This is a genomic window from Dehalococcoidia bacterium (assembly GCA_041653995.1).
Taxonomy (GTDB): domain Bacteria; phylum Chloroflexota; class Dehalococcoidia; order GIF9; family UBA5629; genus CAIMUM01.
The window spans coordinates 104,430-118,881 of record JBAZEK010000004.1 but is presented as its reverse complement, the minus strand read 5'-3'; the positions used below and the strand labels follow the sequence as shown (position 1 = coordinate 118,881).

Here is a 14,452-nt window from a genome sequence, read left to right as displayed (position 1 = left end):
AATGGCAGAAAAAAAGAAAAAAGAAGTCCGGGTAGACCCGCTTTTGATGGTGGTGCTATCCAAAAGGCTGGAGGCCATCAGCCGCGAGATGGCCAATACGCTTACGCGTACGGGGCGCTCCGGCAATATCAACACGGCCAAGGATTTCTCCTGCGGCATAACCGATGCTCAGGCACGCATGGTCTGTGTGGACGAAGGCCTGCCTGTCCACATCGTGGGGGCCGGGCTGGCCGCTCAATCGATGACCGACATGTTCGATGACATCAAGCCCGGGGATTGTTACCTCAACAACTCACCCTATTACGGCAACAGCCACCACGCCGATTTCACATTCTTGGCGCCGGTCTTCTACAAGGGCAAGCATGTCTTTACCACGATAACCAGGGCGCACCAGGGCGATATCGGTAACCACGATCCTTCGACCTATATGCCCTTTGCGACAGACGTGTATACCGAGGGAGGACTGGACTTCCCCTGCGTCCGCATACAACGTGACTACAAGGACCTGGCGGACATTATCAGGATGGCTAAAGTCAGGATCCGCGCGCCGGAACAATGGTACGGCGATTACCTGGCTGCTGTGGGATCGGTGCGCACAGGCGAGAAAAGGATCATCGAGATGTGCGACAAATACGACCTGGATACTGTGGTGGCCTTTACCGAGCGCTGGCAGGAGTATGGACGTACAAGGATGATCGAGGCCATTAAAAAACTGCCGGCCGGGACATGGGAAAACGAAACCTGCCACGATCCGCTGCCGATAGTTGCGCAGGATGGGATACCCATCCGTGTCAAAATGACGATAGATCCGGTCGAGGCCTATATAACGCTGGATTTCACGGGCAATATCGGCAGCCTGCCCTGTGGCATGAACATGAGCGAATCAACAGTCATGGCCTGTGGTGTGGCCGGTGTGTTAAACAATCTCGATCCCACGCTGCCGCATAACTGGGGCGCTTTCAGCCGCATTATCCTTAAAATGCGCGAGGGTAGTGTGGTTGGTAAAGCCAAACATCCTATTTCCTCGTCGATGGCAACGACCAATGTTGCTGACCGTGTGATCAATGTGGTGCAGGCCTGCTTCGGCAAGGTCCGGAAAGACCTGGGACTGGCGGACGGCGCCTTCATGCCGGCCGCAGCCGGCAGCGTCTTCGGCATCGACTGGCGCAAGAACAATGCAATCTATGTCAGGCAGCTAATGATGGGAGGCGCAGGCGGGCCGGGGCATTACGGATACGACGGATGGTTAGGCTACGGCATACCGGTCACCGCAGGCGTAGTACACATGGACAGCATTGAGGTCGACGAGCAGGCCATGCCGCTTTTGATTGCCAAGCACGAGATCATCCCGGATTCAGCCGGCGCGGGACAGTGGCGCGGCGCCATCGGGATGGAGTGCTGGCAGAAACCGCGGCACGATGCCGGTTCCTGGGGCTTTATCGCCGACGGCCATTTCAATCCGCCGCAGGGGATCAACGGCGGCCTGCCGGGAAGCGCCCTGCAATTGTATAAATTCGACATCCCTAGGGGCCCGGATGCCAGGACAGAGCTGCCCACGGTATCCATGGAAACGCTTCAGCCAAATGAGATGATGATATCGCTGTCCTCCGGTGGTGGCGGCTTCGGCGATCCGCTGGACCGCGATACTGAAAAAGTACGTCACGACGTACGCGAGGGCTATGTCACACTGGAAAAAGCACGTGGAATATATGGTGTCGTCATCAAGACCGACACGGAGCTTTACTCAGTCGACAGCGAGGCCACCAAAGCTTTGAGAAAAGAGATGAAAAAGAACAGGGAGGCTGCGAAATGAGCTACAGGCTTTGTATAGATATCGGGGGCACATTCACCGACCTGGTGGTGGCAGACCAGAAAGGAAAAGTTGATATATTTAAATCGCCCACCACTCCGGGCAATTACACGGACGCTTTTATCGAAACCGTGAAGATGGCGGCGGACAATTACAACCTGCCTCTCAAGGAATTCATGGGGCAGTGCAGCACGATCGAGGGTGGGTACTTCGGACACGGCTCCACGGTCAGCACCAATGCCATCATCGAGGGCAAGGCGGCCAAGACCGGCCTGATTTGCACCGGAGGCTTCCGTGACATACTGCTCGCCCGCGAGGGCGGCAAGGAAAACCCTTATAACTGGCAGATGGAGTACCCCGAGCCCTACATACCCCGTTATCTGACCTTCGGCGTGGGCGAGAGGATCAATGCCGAGGGTGGGATAGAGGTAAAGCTCAACGAGGACGATGTACGTCAGGCTATACGCTGGTTAGAAGAATACAACGTCCGCGCCATAGCGGTGGCTCTGCTGTGGTCAATTGTCAATCCGGTTCACGAATTGAAAATCGCCGAGATCATAAAAAAAGAATGGCCGGGCATCCCTTACAGCCTCAGTCACCAGGTAAATCCCTGCATCAGGGAATACCGTCGCTTTTCATCGACCGCAATCGATGCCTCGCTCAAGCCGCTGGTCGGCAGCTATGTGGCTCAACTTGAGAAAAGGCTGGAGGCCATAGGTTACAGAGGGCAGCTCTCACTGCTAACGTCCAGCGGCGGCGTTGTATCAGCGGAGGAGTTTGTAAAGAAGCCGATCTTTAGCGTCGACTGTGGTCCGGCGCTGGCGCCCAGCGCCGGCAGGCTGATAGCGGAAACCGACCTCGGCATAGATAATATCATCACCACCGACATGGGCGGTACCAGCTTCGATGTGGCCTGCATAACCGGCGGTGAGATCGCGGTCTCGCGGGAGACGGAGGTCGGCGGCTATATGCTGGGCATCAATAAGGTGGACAGCAAGTCCATCGGCGCAGGCGGAGGCAGCATCGCCTGGGTGGATAGCGGCGGCCTACTGCACATCGGTCCGAACAGCGCCGGCGCTGTGCCCGGCCCGGCCTGCTACAACAAGGGCGGCACGGAGCCGACCATCACCGATGCCAACGTTGTGCTTGGCTATCTCGACCCTTCGTACTTCCTGGGCGGAGGCATGAAGCTGGATAAAAAGCTGGCCGTTAAAGCAATTGAGGAAAAGGTCGCAGAGCCACTGAAGCTCAGCGTTGAAGAGGCGGCCTATGCCATGTGGGGCGCTGTCAATGCCAGCATGTCGAACGTAATTCAGGATATCACAATCTGGCGGGGCATCGATCCCAGGGAATACACGATAGTATCCGGCGGCGGCGCGGGCGGTATGCATATAGCCGCCATAGCTGAAGAACTTGGAGTAAAAAAAGTGCTCATACCCAGGGTGGCCGGGGCGCTCAGCGCCTTCGGCGGCGCTTTCGCAGACATTACCTGTGAGTTCAGCCTGAGTAAATTCACCGAAAGCGGCAGTTTCGATTTTGAAGGCATTAACCAGGCATTGGACGGTCTGAAAAAGCAGGCGGAGGAATTCTTCGAGCACATGAGGGTGCCGAAAAAACAGAGGAAGTTGCAGATATATGCGGAGGCAAGGTATCCCTTCCAGGTCTGGGAGCTCTCGGTTCCTCTTCGCAGCAACAGCATAAGTAATCAGAAGCAACTCGATGCGCTGGTATCGGACTTCCATAAGCTGCACCACAAAGTGTTTTCCGTTAGCGCCGGAGACCAGCCGGTGGAGTTCGTTTACTGGAGGATCAAGGCCATCGGAAAACTGCTTAAGACGGATTTCCCGGCAGCGAAGGCCGTTTCAGGCGCAGCAAAAAGCAGCGGTACCAGGAAAGCCTATTTCAAGGAGCTCGGAGGCATGGTCGATACGCCCATTTATAAGGGGGAGGACCTGAAACCGGGCAACCACATATCCGCTCCGGCCATTATCGAAGAGCCGACAACCACCATACTGGTTATGCCCGGCTCCAGGGCATCCATCACAAAATACGGCAATTACCTGATTGAGATCGGGCAGTCTGCTAAATCGAACAAGAGTAAAAAATAATCCAGGAGGCCAATAATGAAGATACTTGTACTGGGCAGCGGGATCATCGGCGCCGGCGCGGTAAGGCAGCTGGTCAAATATAGCGACGCCGCCGTGGTCAATGCCGATATAGATCTGGCCAAAGCCGAAGCTGTGGCGGAAAAATATGGCAAGGACCGTGTCAAGGCCTGTCATTTGGACATCGACGACCATGCCGGCTTCGTGAAGTTTATTAAAGAGGAAAATCCGGATGTCGTGGCCAGCACCATCGGTCCCTTCTACAGGAATGCGGGCAAAGTATATAAAGCCTGCATAGCCGCCGGCAAGAACTGCGTGGATGTATGCGATGACATCGACGGCGTCAGCCAGGCCTTCGCAGTCGATGCTGAAGCTAAAAAGGCCGGCATCACCATCGTAAGCGGGCTGGGCGACAGCCCCGGCCTGACCAACATACTGGCTAAATACTGCTGCGATCAACTGGACAGTGTGGAAGATATCAATATCCTGTGGGTCGCCCCTTTAAGCGAAGTGGGTCTGGCGCAGTATTTCCACGGAATACACTGTTTCGCTTTTCCCCATCAGTATGTGAAAGGCAAACTGATCGACCTGGACGGCAAGGTCGACGTCGAGTTCGGCGAGCCGATTGGCAAGATCGAGTTGCTGTACTGCGACCATCCCGAGCCTTTTACGCTCCCGCGTTATATCAAAGGCGTGAAGAACGTGATCTGCGCCGGGGCTGTCTGGCCCGAGGTTCCCGGACTATCCATGTCGGCCATAGCCGGATTCAAGGACTACCTGATGCAACCGGTTAAGCTACGCGGCGCTGAGATAACCCCTATCGAAGTGCTCTCTCACATGGCATTCAACCTGGTGCAGAAGCAGATCGAGCAATGGAAAACGGAGGGCCGCGAGTACAGGTACGGCGGCACCATCATCGAGGTCAAGGGACTTAAAGGTGGCAAGAAGACGAAATTGACTTTCTCCGGTGTGGGTAAGGGGATGACCACCACACCGCGAACGCTGGTAACGGTGGCCAAGATGGTGGCTGCCGGCCAGGTAAAAGTAAAAGGAGCTTATGCGGCCGAGGGTTGCGTCGATCCGCAGGATTTCATGAAGGCCTTCAGCGAGGGCTTTGCCACCATAAAAACCATGCCTGCCGATAAGCCCGATGAATTCATCGTCGATATCGTGCCGGTTTAATTCATCTGCATACGTAAGAGGACGGGCCGCATGGCCCGCCTTCTTTATTTCATGTCGGGGTCGCCCATGCCGTGCTGTTTGAATTCCTGCGCGAGCTGGACGTAGGCCTGGTTGCCCGCCATGATGTATGCAAGCTTGTCATCGCTGAGCTGCTCTTTAACCTTGGCCGGGCTGCCCATGACCAGTGACCTGGGAGGTATCTTTGTATTGGGCGTAACCAGCGCGCCCGCGGCGATGAAGCATCTCTCCCCTACCTCAACGCCGTGTAGCAGGACAGCGTGTACGCCTATCATCGACCCGTCGCCAATGCTTTTACAGTGCAGCATTGCGCCGTGCCCGACCAGCACGTTCTCACCTATGACGCAGTCCCACGTATGGACGGTGCAGTTGTCCTCGATAGCGGAATTCCTGCCGATAGTGATGTTGCCGAAATCGCCGCGTATTACGGCGCCCGGCCAGACGCTGGCGTTCTCCCCTATTACGACGTCTCCCACAACATAAGCAGCCTCGCTGATAAACGCCGTGGGGTGTATTTGCGGCGTCTTGTCTTTAAAACTTCTGATCACGGGTCCTCCTGTGCGGCAAACGGGCATAGTTATTTTAGTCGGTGCCCGCACCTGGTGCATAAATGATAGCAGATAAATACCCATCGGTGGCAGCAACCTACCGACTGGAAATGCGGATGAATTGAGTTGTATGATTAGAGCACATTGAGATTCGATATGATTTATTTCCGGGGTGGCTGAGATATTAATAGGTGCTTGATATGGGCGGAGATTGTTAATGCAGGAGGTGTAAAGTTGGCTTCAGAAAATGCAACATTCAGGAGAGTCTGGATTGCCGTGCTGGTAATCCTGGGAATCGCACTGGTGCTCTGGTTGTGCTGGATATCTTTACCCGTGCTGATACCGTTCCTGGTGGGCATATTGCTGGCCTACCTGTTGTTCCCGCTGGTGACCTGGCTGGAGCGCATACTGCCGCCAAAAAGTAAAAGGAAGGCTTTTAAGAGAGTCATAGCGGTAATCATTGTGTTTGTCCTTTTTACCCTGTTGCTCATCGCATTCATCGTATATATCGGAGCCGCCATCGTCAGCGCTTCAACGGCGCTGGTGAGCAGGGCGCCTGAATTCGTCGATAACGCCATGGAGCAGGTCAACCAGTGGATGACCGTGATACAGACGACTGTACCGGCGGACACGATAACCACCGTCAAACAATCTATAACCAATGCCGGCCCCGCCATCAGCAAATTCATCCAGGACTTTATTGTGGGCAGTATAGCGGTCATCCCCTCCAGCATGCCGACCATACTGGGCTTTATTACCCTTCCCTTCTTCCTGATTTTCGTCCTGCTGAACTACGAGAGGTACGGGAAGTATTTCAACGAGATATTCCCGGCTAAAGTTGCCCGGCACAGCACTAAAATACTGACTATCTTCGGCACTCAGATGGGGCGCTACATCCGTTTTATGATTATCATGGCCGCCATCGAAGGCACTCTCGTGACCATCGGGCTTTTTATTGTCGGGATGGAGTACGCCCTGGCCATGGGCGCGGTGGCAGCCTTCACGCAGGTCATACCCATTATAGGTCCCTTCATCTCGGCGGCCGTCATCCTGCTGGTGACACTGGCGCTCAAGCCGGAGGCCATGTTGATGGTGTTTATCGTGCTGGCGGCGGCCTATTTGATCGTCATGGCGTTACAGGGATTGGTGCAGGAGAAGCACTTCCCTCTTGACCCGGGGGTGGTAATGGTGCTTATGACGGTCGGCGGCTTTATAGGTAGTTACTGGGGAATAATACTGGCACTGCCGGTGGGGGCGACGGTCTGGCAGATATATAAGTACTTCCGTGATGAATCCAAAGCGGATAAGCTGAAAACAGAGCAGACCTGAGCGGAAGCACTATTATTAGGATAGACGTGGAACTCAGTTTTAACTGCGGTGATCAGCGGCTACTGCAAGTAGCTATCGGGGCGACCGTTGAGCCCGCAGCAGTATGAAACCGCCCTGCTGGCCAGTCCGATGTAGCGATTGAGGTAGTAGTAGCGCCTGGTCTCGATAGTTATCAATTCGCCGCTGATCTCCTCTGCCACTGTTAAGACACCGTAACTTCGGTGCATGGCGGGAAAGCGGCCACAGACGCTGCCGGGATTGAAGAAGAGGATTCCATCTTCGACGGTGTTACGGGCGGAATGGGTGTGGCCGTAGAGGATGGCGTCCATCTTGCCGTCGAACTGAGTGAGAAGCCCCCATTTGAATCCAAAGGGAAAGACACAACCGTGCCCGTGTATGATGCCGACACGCTTATCACCTATCTCCACCAGGTCTTTCTCAGGCAGGCCCGGAATATGCGAATCATGGTTCCCGGCCACACCGTGGAAAACGCTGATCTCCTTGAGGTCATTGACAAGGTCTTCGGAATGAAAGTCGCCCAGATGAACCACCATATCCATCCGGGTAAGGGCATTTATTAAAGAAGACGGCAGTTCGCTGATGCGGTGGACGTGGGTATCAGATATTACACCTATTTTCATAATGGTTGATTATCATAGTCCGATGCCCGTGATAAGGGCTGAATACGCACACATTATAGCCTGTCCATGTAATGTTGTCCATCAAACTTAACTCTCGTAGCAGGATGGTATCGGTATGGTCATCCGTGAGATCCGGCGAGGTTTATACCCACCACGCCCGCTATGATAAGACCCATGGAGATTGCTTTGATCAGTGTAAATGGTTCTTTGAGCCAGAAAAGCCCGATCAGGGCGATGAGAAAGGTGCCGACACCCGACCAGATGGCATAGGCGAGGCTGAGATCAAGCTGTTTAACAGCGTAAGTCATCAAGGTAAAACTCAATCCGTAAAAAACGAAAATAAGCACTGAAGGGACCCATTTTGTGAACCCGTCGGAAAGCTTCAAACAGGTAGTTCCACAGACCTCCATACAAATGGCAGAAATAAGCAATACCCAGCTCATAGTTTCATCATCCTTATCAGCAATATTATGAGGGGATTATACATATATCATTGAGCTATTGCGAGGGGAGTGGTTACAGGATGAACGCGGAAGCGGTGACAATCACTGAGTGAAAGCGTATAATTTTTACCGTTTTGCGCTTATTTGATTATGAGGATGTACGTCGGTGATCATCAAGAACCGTGAAGAACTCATTACATCCGGTCAGCGCGCCAGGGCCATCGAGTTGATCGAGGCCGGCATCAGCCGGGTACTGCCCTCCAATCTGATGCGCGCTTCTGTGCAATATAACCGAAGGCGTAAACGGCTGTCCATCAATGGCCAAAGATATGACCTCTCGAAGGGCAGAATCTTTGTGGTGGGAGGAGGTAAAGCCTCGGGATCAATGGCGGCAGAGCTGGAAAAAATAATGGGTCCCGATTCCATAACCACCGGAATCGTCAACAGCAAGTCCGGCTGCGATGACCTGGGCAGGATTAGGGTCGTCAGAGCCGGGCATCCCGTTCCCGATGAAGCGGGTGTAAACAGCGTAAGGGAGATGCTGTCGATGAAAACCCGGTACGGCATCGGTAAAGGTGATCTGGTGATAAACCTGATATCGGGCGGAGGCTCCTCTCTGCTGCCCGGTCCCGTTAATGGAGTTACACTGGAGGATAAGCAGGCTGTTACACAGCTTCTTCTGAGATGCGGGGCCGATATCAGGGAAATCAACGCGGTGCGTAAACACGTATCGCTGATCAAGGGTGGTGGGCTGGCCCGCTTTTTCGCCCCGGCCCGGATCATTTCTCTCATAATCTCCGACGTGGTGGGCGATGACCTGGACGTGATTGCGTCGGGCCCCGCCGTGCCGGATCCGTCGACTTATCAAGATGCGTTTGATGTACTGCAGAAATACGACCTGCTGAACAAAGCGCCGCAGGCAGTTGTCGATTTCATACGCAGGGGCAGCGAAGGGTTGGAAGCGGAAACGCCCAAGAGGCTGCGTAATTGTAAAAATCACCTTATAGGGAATAATCGCATGGCACTGGAAGCTATGGCCGAGAAGGCCAGGGACCTCGGAATCAAACCGTGCATAATCACATCAAAAATGAGTGGCGATACCGTCGAATACGCTTACAGCATGGCTGCTAAAGTGGAGGAGGGCCAGTACAAGGGTTTCGGCGCCCTGCTGATCGGGGGTGAGACGACGCCGACGCTGCCCGAGCATGCCGGCAAAGGAGGCAGAAACCAGCATTATGCGGCAGTATCGATGCTGGCAATGCGGAAATATTCGTCACCCTGGGTGGTGGCCTCGGCCGGGACCGACGGCTCGGATTATCTGGCGGATGTGGCCGGCGCGATCGTAGACGATCGTTCCCTGGCTGCGGCTCAGACGGCAGGTCTGGACGTCGATGATTATATCGCCAGGTTCGACAGCAATACGCTTTTCACCAGAATGGGAAGGTCGTTGATTATTACCGGTCCCACGGGGACCAACGTGAGTGACGTTTTAGTTTACCTGCTCGGTTGAGACGGCCTTCTCCATGAAGCAGACCACAAAAGGCAGATGCTCGAATTGCTTGGCGCCGGTCTGAATGAAGCCCAGCGATTTGTACCAATCCTTTAAAATAGTCTGATTGTCTATCATACCCAGGGCGACTTTTATACCACCCCGGTCTTTTACATAGTCCAGCACGAATTCGGTTAGCTTCCTGCCATATCCGAGATGCCTGAATTGAGGCTTTACGGCGAGCCGGCCCAGGTAATAAGTGCCGCCCTCAGCTTTTTCGATGACCACAAATCCTATTTGGGCTCCATCCAGATAAAGGCCAAAAAAAGTCGCCCTTTTATGCAGCTCCAGCAATTGCTCACTGGTCGAGAAGAATGGATGGGTGGGCGCGTTCTCTCTGGTCAGATTGAACTCCCTGGCCACCGTGCCGAAGGCCTCCCGGATCACCTCGACGCTTTCCGCTATCTGGTCGTCGGTGGATATTTCCTTTATCTCAACCATACTACATTCAAGATTGCTTCGCTACGCTCAGCCGGTCATATTCAATTTATGATAGCCCTGCCAGTAGCGCCGATAGAGCCAGCCATGCTTGATTTTGGGCAGGGACTCCAGTTGCGCTCCCCAGTCGGCTACGATCTTCCTGGCCCGGCTGAAGTAGCTGTCGATGGCGGCCTGGTTCAAGGGAATGCGCTTCTCTTCGATGGCCTGGATCATCTCCTGCTCGTATTCCTGTATTTTGTGATGAGCAGCTTTCCGGGCTGCGGGGAAATGGTGTAGCGCTTTACGATGGATCTTTTCGGATTCCCACCAGTAGACTTCCGGGCTGTATTCGGCCCCGCCGTCCAGATAGCCAACCGGGCTGATCGTGCCGGAAGCGAAAATGGGGAAAAATGGACTGAGACAGGGATTGGAGGCGCCTGTAACATAGTAATACCGGCCTTTGCTGCTGACGTTTCCCACCATTGACCCCACCGTCTGGCTGCGCCGGATGAGCTTGTCGGCCGCATGCATGCATACCGTGCCGCCATGCTTATGCGGGAGAAAATCCTGCCTCCCACCATGATGGCGCAGGATGGCCATGAAATCAGCGGTCGTGAGGTCTCCTTTCTTCAGCGCCAGATTGTCCCTGGAGCAGATCTGCCTTGCTTTGCCCGCAGCGCCCCAGGTTATGATGGGATCCGAGTAGCATTTACGCAGGTTGAAGTCCGCCGCGCTTCTGCACCAGCCTTTTCTGACTGCATTTTCAATCAGTCCGGGCGATGCCGCGTCGAAGTCCTTCTCCAGCGAGAGAACGTTGGATATGCTCCAGTGGTCCGTTATCTTTTTCCAGGCCCACCATGACTTGACGCTTTCCAGCACATAGGCTTCGCGCTCATCGGCTATCAGCCAGCTGTTCATATAAAGGAACTTCTGGCGGTAGCCGCAGTTGCCGCCCTGACCGTGCTCCTCGAGCAGGCGGATAATGGTATCCATTGCCTCGCGCGCTGTCTTGCCCCTTTCCAGTGCCAGGCGCAGCAGGTCCATGCCGGTCAGGCCATTAGCGGAGGGTTTTTCACGCGTGAAAACGGCCTCATTGCCGATCATAACGCCGTATTCGTTGGCGCCCATCTCGGCGCCGTACATCCAGAACGGCTGTGAGAGCAGCACGCGTGCCGTTTCAGCAGCCTGCGGTATGGATATATAGGTACATTTGACCGTTTCGTCCGCCCTGTGCTGTTTGCGCGGGACGATGATAATATTCTGCACTTCATCAGGCTCCCGGTCGCTGTTCTTGCCGAAAAGTGTCACCCCTCCCCTGGTGGATGGGCCCAGGGCAACGATTGTGTCGCACATATGAAGCCACCTCCTTTTGGTTATCGCCGCTGCATCTTAGCAGAATGCCGACAGGCTTGACAAAAGACGGCAAGCTTCATAAAGTGGGATAACGCTTTTTTGCGATTTATGCGGAGGGAGTCTGAGATGGCGAATTTAAAGCAATTCTCGTTAGAGGGCAAGGTCACGGTGGTCACCGGCGCCAGCCGTGGTATAGGGCGCGCCACAGCGCTGGCCTTTGCCCGGGCAGGGTCCGATATCATACTGACCAGCCGCAAAGTCGAAGACCTGGAGAAAGCGGCCGCCGATATACGGGCTGAGGGCAGGCGGGCGCTGGTTATCAGCGCGCACCTGGGCAAGATGGCCGATGTCAAAAAGGTTGCCGATACCGCCAGGGCCGCATTCAGCCGAATCGATATTCTCATTAACAACGCGGGCACCAGCCCTATCTTCTCTTCATTCCTGGAGACCGAGGAAAGGCTGTGGGATACCGTGATGGGACTGAACCTGAAGGGGCTCTATTTCCTCAGCCAGGCTGTTGCGCGGGTAATGAAGGAACAGGGAGGGGGTTGTATCATCAACGTTTCATCCATCGACGGGTACCTGCCTGAGATGGACAACGGTGTATACGCTGTCAGTAAAGCCGGGGTTATCATGGCCACCAGGGTGATGGCCAGGGAACTGGCTCCCTGCAATATTCGGGTCAACACCATCGCGCCCGGATTTGTACACACAAAACTACTGGATTCCAGCTTTGAGGCGAGGGCCGGTCGACAGGAAGAATGCCGTAAAAGCATCCCCGTCGGTCGCATAGGTGAACCCGAGGATATGGTGGGCACTATGATTTATCTGGCCTCGGATGCCTCCAAATATGTGACGGGGCATACGGTCATAGTGGACGGTGGCCTGCTCTACGTTTAAGATTTTCCGGTGCCATTGAACTCAATGACGAGCATTGTGATATCGTCCGACTGTTCCGTGCCGCCGGCAAAAGTCTCGATATCCGCCCTCACACCGTGAATGATATCGACTACGTTCCTTCCGCACAGGTCGTTGAGACAGCTTAACAATTTAGCTTCGGAGTACAGCCGCCCCTGACTGTCCATGGCTTCGGTTACGCCGTCCGTATACATGACCAGCGTATCATGCGGTCTCATAGTATAGGTGTTTGATACGTAATTAGTGTCCGGCATAGCGCCCACCACCAGTCCTTTGGGCAGGCTGATATACTGGAATTCGCCGCCGGACGGACACAACAGCGGCGGATTATGGCCGCCGTTAGCGATGGTCAGTTCGCCGCTTTCGGTATCGAGCACCGCGCAGAGTCCGGTGAAAAACATGGAGGCCTCGTTGTCCGGATAGAGGGTATTGTTTACATTGAACAGCACACGGTCGGGCGAAGGCTCGTGCAGCGCTTCGGTTCGCAAGAGGGTTTTGCTGATGGCCATGAACAGGGCCGCCGGTATACCTTTACCGCATACGTCTCCGATGATCAGGCACAGTTTGGTGGGACTGATAAAGAAAAAGTCGTAGAAATCGCCACCTACCTCCCTGGCCGGCTGCATGGTGGCATAGAGGTCGAACTCCTCGCGGTCCGGGAAGGGCGGGAACAGCCGCGGCAGCATGCTGGTCTGGATTTCGGTGGCAACGCGCAGTTCGCTCTCAATCCTCTCCTTGGCGGAGGTCGTCTCCTGCAGGTCGCGGATGTAGACCTTAAGGTTCTCCGCCATTTTATTGAATGCCCCCGCCAGGTCCTGGATCTCGTCGCCGGTCGTGACAACCAGCCTGTGGTCGAGGTCACCCTGTCCTATGACCTGAACACCCCGATCCAGGGCTATGATGGGTCGCGTTATACGGCGGGCAAGCAGGTACGCTATTCCCGCTGCCGCTACGATAATACTAACCGACGCGATAATCAGGGTGGTCAGCAGTTCCCGGATCTGCCGGTTGATCTTATCCGAGAAGTCGGCAGTGGCGGTATCGATGCGTTCCCTGGTCGATTGCACCGGCGCGACTATTTCATCTATCGGCATGGCGATGCCGATCGACCAGCCGGTAGTTGAGATGGGGGCATAGGCTATGAACTTGTCGCTGCCGTCCAGCTGGCACCTGCCCACCCCCGCCATGCCGTCAACCATCTCCGCAGCTATTCGTTTCAACTCCGGATCTTTTGCGTTCAACAGGTTGCCGTTTTCAAAGGCCTCATCCCATTGCCCACCGGATACCTGCATACGGGGATGCGCGATGACATTGCCCTTGCTGTCGATAAGAAAAGCATATCCGTTCTTGCCGACCTGGGTGCCGATAATCTTCTGGTTAATAGTCTCAGTAGTGACGTCTGCGCCGACAACGCCTATCAACCTGCGCTTTTCATCGAATATCGGCCTGAAGCAGGTAACCTTCGGCTTGCCGCTGACCGCATCAATCACGGTATTGGTCCAGCCGCGCGCCCGGCTTTCCTTTGCTCGTAAATACCACTCGCGCTGCCGCGCGTCGAAAGTTGCGGGTATGTCCGTTGTCCAGGGATATATCTGCGTTATGCCGGATTCGGTACCCACGTAGAGCTGTGACAGGTTGTGGTCGGTCTGGAATACAGGAATATATATGCTGTTAAGGTTGGACAGCAGCCTGAGATCGGTGCTCACCGCTTCTGGCGTAACGCCCGGGGCCAGCGCGCTGACTGAAGCGGTGTAGATGGTATCCGGCTGTTCATCCTGAAAATATATGCGTCCGCCGGGGAAATCGTCAGGCCTTTCCCAGAGATCGGCTGTATAGCCGGCCACCAGCGCTGTTTCCGATTCCACCTTCTCGAAGAGCGCGTCGCTGATGACCGCTTGATCTATAGCCAGTGTCAGGAGCTGTTCCCTGGCCTGTTTCTCAAGGGCGGCGGTGCTGTCGCTGACGGCGCTGGCGCCTAAAGAGGCATTGCTCTCCAGCGCGTACCCGCCCATGTTGGCCATATTGCTGACGGCTACAGCTGATAGAAAAGTGAGTGAAAGAAGGGACAGCCCCAGCAGGATGAGAAGGATTTTACCTGTGATTTTCAGTTTGAATCTTGGCATCGGATTTATCATA

12 protein-coding genes are annotated in these 14,452 nt (G+C 54.8%); 6 read left to right on the top strand and 6 right to left on the bottom strand.

The window, feature by feature from the left end:
• The first annotated feature begins 1 nt into the window (after position 1).
• Genes WC359_11265 through WC359_11255 form a run of 3 tightly spaced genes read left to right on the top strand, consistent with a single transcriptional unit; the run spans position 2 to position 5,097 of the window.
• Complete coding sequence (locus WC359_11265; protein MFA5401013.1) at positions 2 to 1,813, top strand: hydantoinase B/oxoprolinase family protein; 1,812 nt, start codon at positions 2 to 4, stop codon at positions 1,811 to 1,813.
• Positions 1,810 to 3,918, top strand: coding sequence for a hydantoinase/oxoprolinase family protein (locus WC359_11260; GenBank protein MFA5401012.1), 2,109 nt, complete (start codon positions 1,810 to 1,812; stop codon positions 3,916 to 3,918). Before WC359_11265 ends, WC359_11260 begins: the two co-directional genes overlap by 4 nt.
• Positions 3,919 to 3,933: 15 nt before the next feature.
• Positions 3,934 to 5,097 (top strand): saccharopine dehydrogenase NADP-binding domain-containing protein, encoded by a 1,164-nt coding sequence (locus WC359_11255; GenBank protein MFA5401011.1) that lies wholly within the window; start codon positions 3,934 to 3,936, stop codon positions 5,095 to 5,097.
• Between the two features lie 44 nt (positions 5,098 to 5,141).
• Here the strand turns inward: WC359_11255 and WC359_11250 are convergent, their stop codons facing one another.
• Positions 5,142 to 5,663 (bottom strand): gamma carbonic anhydrase family protein, encoded by a 522-nt coding sequence (locus WC359_11250; GenBank protein ID MFA5401010.1) that lies wholly within the window; start codon positions 5,661 to 5,663, stop codon positions 5,142 to 5,144.
• A 234-nt stretch (positions 5,664 to 5,897) separates the two neighbouring features.
• On the opposite strand from WC359_11250, the gene WC359_11245 reads away from it, so the two are divergent.
• A complete protein-coding gene (locus tag WC359_11245) occupies positions 5,898 to 6,992 on the top strand; it encodes an AI-2E family transporter (GenBank protein ID MFA5401009.1) in 1,095 nt (364 codons plus the stop codon).
• Positions 6,993 to 7,051: 59 nt separating this feature from the next.
• Here WC359_11245 and WC359_11240 read toward each other — a convergent pair whose 3' ends face one another.
• Positions 7,052 to 7,633: a metallophosphoesterase gene (locus WC359_11240; protein MFA5401008.1), complete on the bottom strand. Its 582-nt coding sequence runs from the start codon at positions 7,631 to 7,633 to the stop codon at positions 7,052 to 7,054.
• Between the two features lie 119 nt (positions 7,634 to 7,752).
• On the bottom strand, positions 7,753 to 8,076 hold the full coding sequence (locus WC359_11235) for a multidrug efflux SMR transporter (GenBank protein MFA5401007.1): 324 nt from the start codon (positions 8,074 to 8,076) through the stop codon (positions 7,753 to 7,755).
• Between the two features lie 166 nt (positions 8,077 to 8,242).
• Between WC359_11235 and WC359_11230 the strand changes: the two genes are divergently transcribed.
• Positions 8,243 to 9,586, top strand: a complete 1,344-nt coding sequence (locus WC359_11230; GenBank protein ID MFA5401006.1) for a DUF4147 domain-containing protein — start codon at positions 8,243 to 8,245, stop codon at positions 9,584 to 9,586.
• Here WC359_11230 and WC359_11225 read toward each other — a convergent pair.
• Both WC359_11225 and WC359_11220 read right to left on the bottom strand, forming a co-directional pair.
• Positions 9,566 to 10,066, bottom strand: coding sequence for a GNAT family N-acetyltransferase (locus WC359_11225; GenBank protein MFA5401005.1), 501 nt, complete (start codon positions 10,064 to 10,066; stop codon positions 9,566 to 9,568). The genes WC359_11230 and WC359_11225 overlap by 21 nt on opposite strands.
• 27 nt (positions 10,067 to 10,093) lie before the next feature.
• Entirely contained in the window at positions 10,094 to 11,398 is a 1,305-nt protein-coding gene (locus tag WC359_11220) for a peptidase U34 (protein MFA5401004.1), read from the bottom strand.
• A gap of 126 nt (positions 11,399 to 11,524) precedes the next feature.
• Between WC359_11220 and WC359_11215 the strand changes: the two genes are divergently transcribed.
• A complete protein-coding gene (locus WC359_11215; protein ID MFA5401003.1) occupies positions 11,525 to 12,298 on the top strand; it encodes an SDR family oxidoreductase in 774 nt (257 codons plus the stop codon).
• Here the strand turns inward: WC359_11215 and WC359_11210 are convergent.
• A complete protein-coding gene (locus WC359_11210; GenBank protein ID MFA5401002.1) occupies positions 12,295 to 14,439 on the bottom strand; it encodes a SpoIIE family protein phosphatase in 2,145 nt (714 codons plus the stop codon). The two genes, WC359_11215 and WC359_11210, sit on opposite strands and share 4 nt — an antisense overlap.
• Between the last annotated feature and the right edge of the window lie 13 nt (positions 14,440 to 14,452).

What these genes read in the sequence shown, in the direction of transcription:
- WC359_11225 (MFA5401005.1), bottom strand. Translation starts at nt 10,066, where the DNA reads ATGGTTGAGATAAAGGAAATATCCACCGACGACCAGATAGCGGAAAGC.
- WC359_11265 (MFA5401013.1), top strand. Translation starts at nt 2, where the DNA reads ATGGCAGAAAAAAAGAAAAAAGAAGTCCGGGTAGACCCGCTTTTGATG.
- WC359_11210 (MFA5401002.1), bottom strand. Translation starts at nt 14,439, where the DNA reads ATGCCAAGATTCAAACTGAAAATCACAGGTAAAATCCTTCTCATCCTG.
- WC359_11240 (MFA5401008.1), bottom strand. Translation starts at nt 7,633, where the DNA reads ATGAAAATAGGTGTAATATCTGATACCCACGTCCACCGCATCAGCGAA.
- WC359_11255 (MFA5401011.1), top strand. Translation starts at nt 3,934, where the DNA reads ATGAAGATACTTGTACTGGGCAGCGGGATCATCGGCGCCGGCGCGGTA.
- WC359_11260 (MFA5401012.1), top strand. Translation starts at nt 1,810, where the DNA reads ATGAGCTACAGGCTTTGTATAGATATCGGGGGCACATTCACCGACCTG.
- WC359_11220 (MFA5401004.1), bottom strand. Translation starts at nt 11,398, where the DNA reads ATGTGCGACACAATCGTTGCCCTGGGCCCATCCACCAGGGGAGGGGTG.
- WC359_11215 (MFA5401003.1), top strand. Translation starts at nt 11,525, where the DNA reads ATGGCGAATTTAAAGCAATTCTCGTTAGAGGGCAAGGTCACGGTGGTC.
- WC359_11235 (MFA5401007.1), bottom strand. Translation starts at nt 8,076, where the DNA reads ATGAGCTGGGTATTGCTTATTTCTGCCATTTGTATGGAGGTCTGTGGA.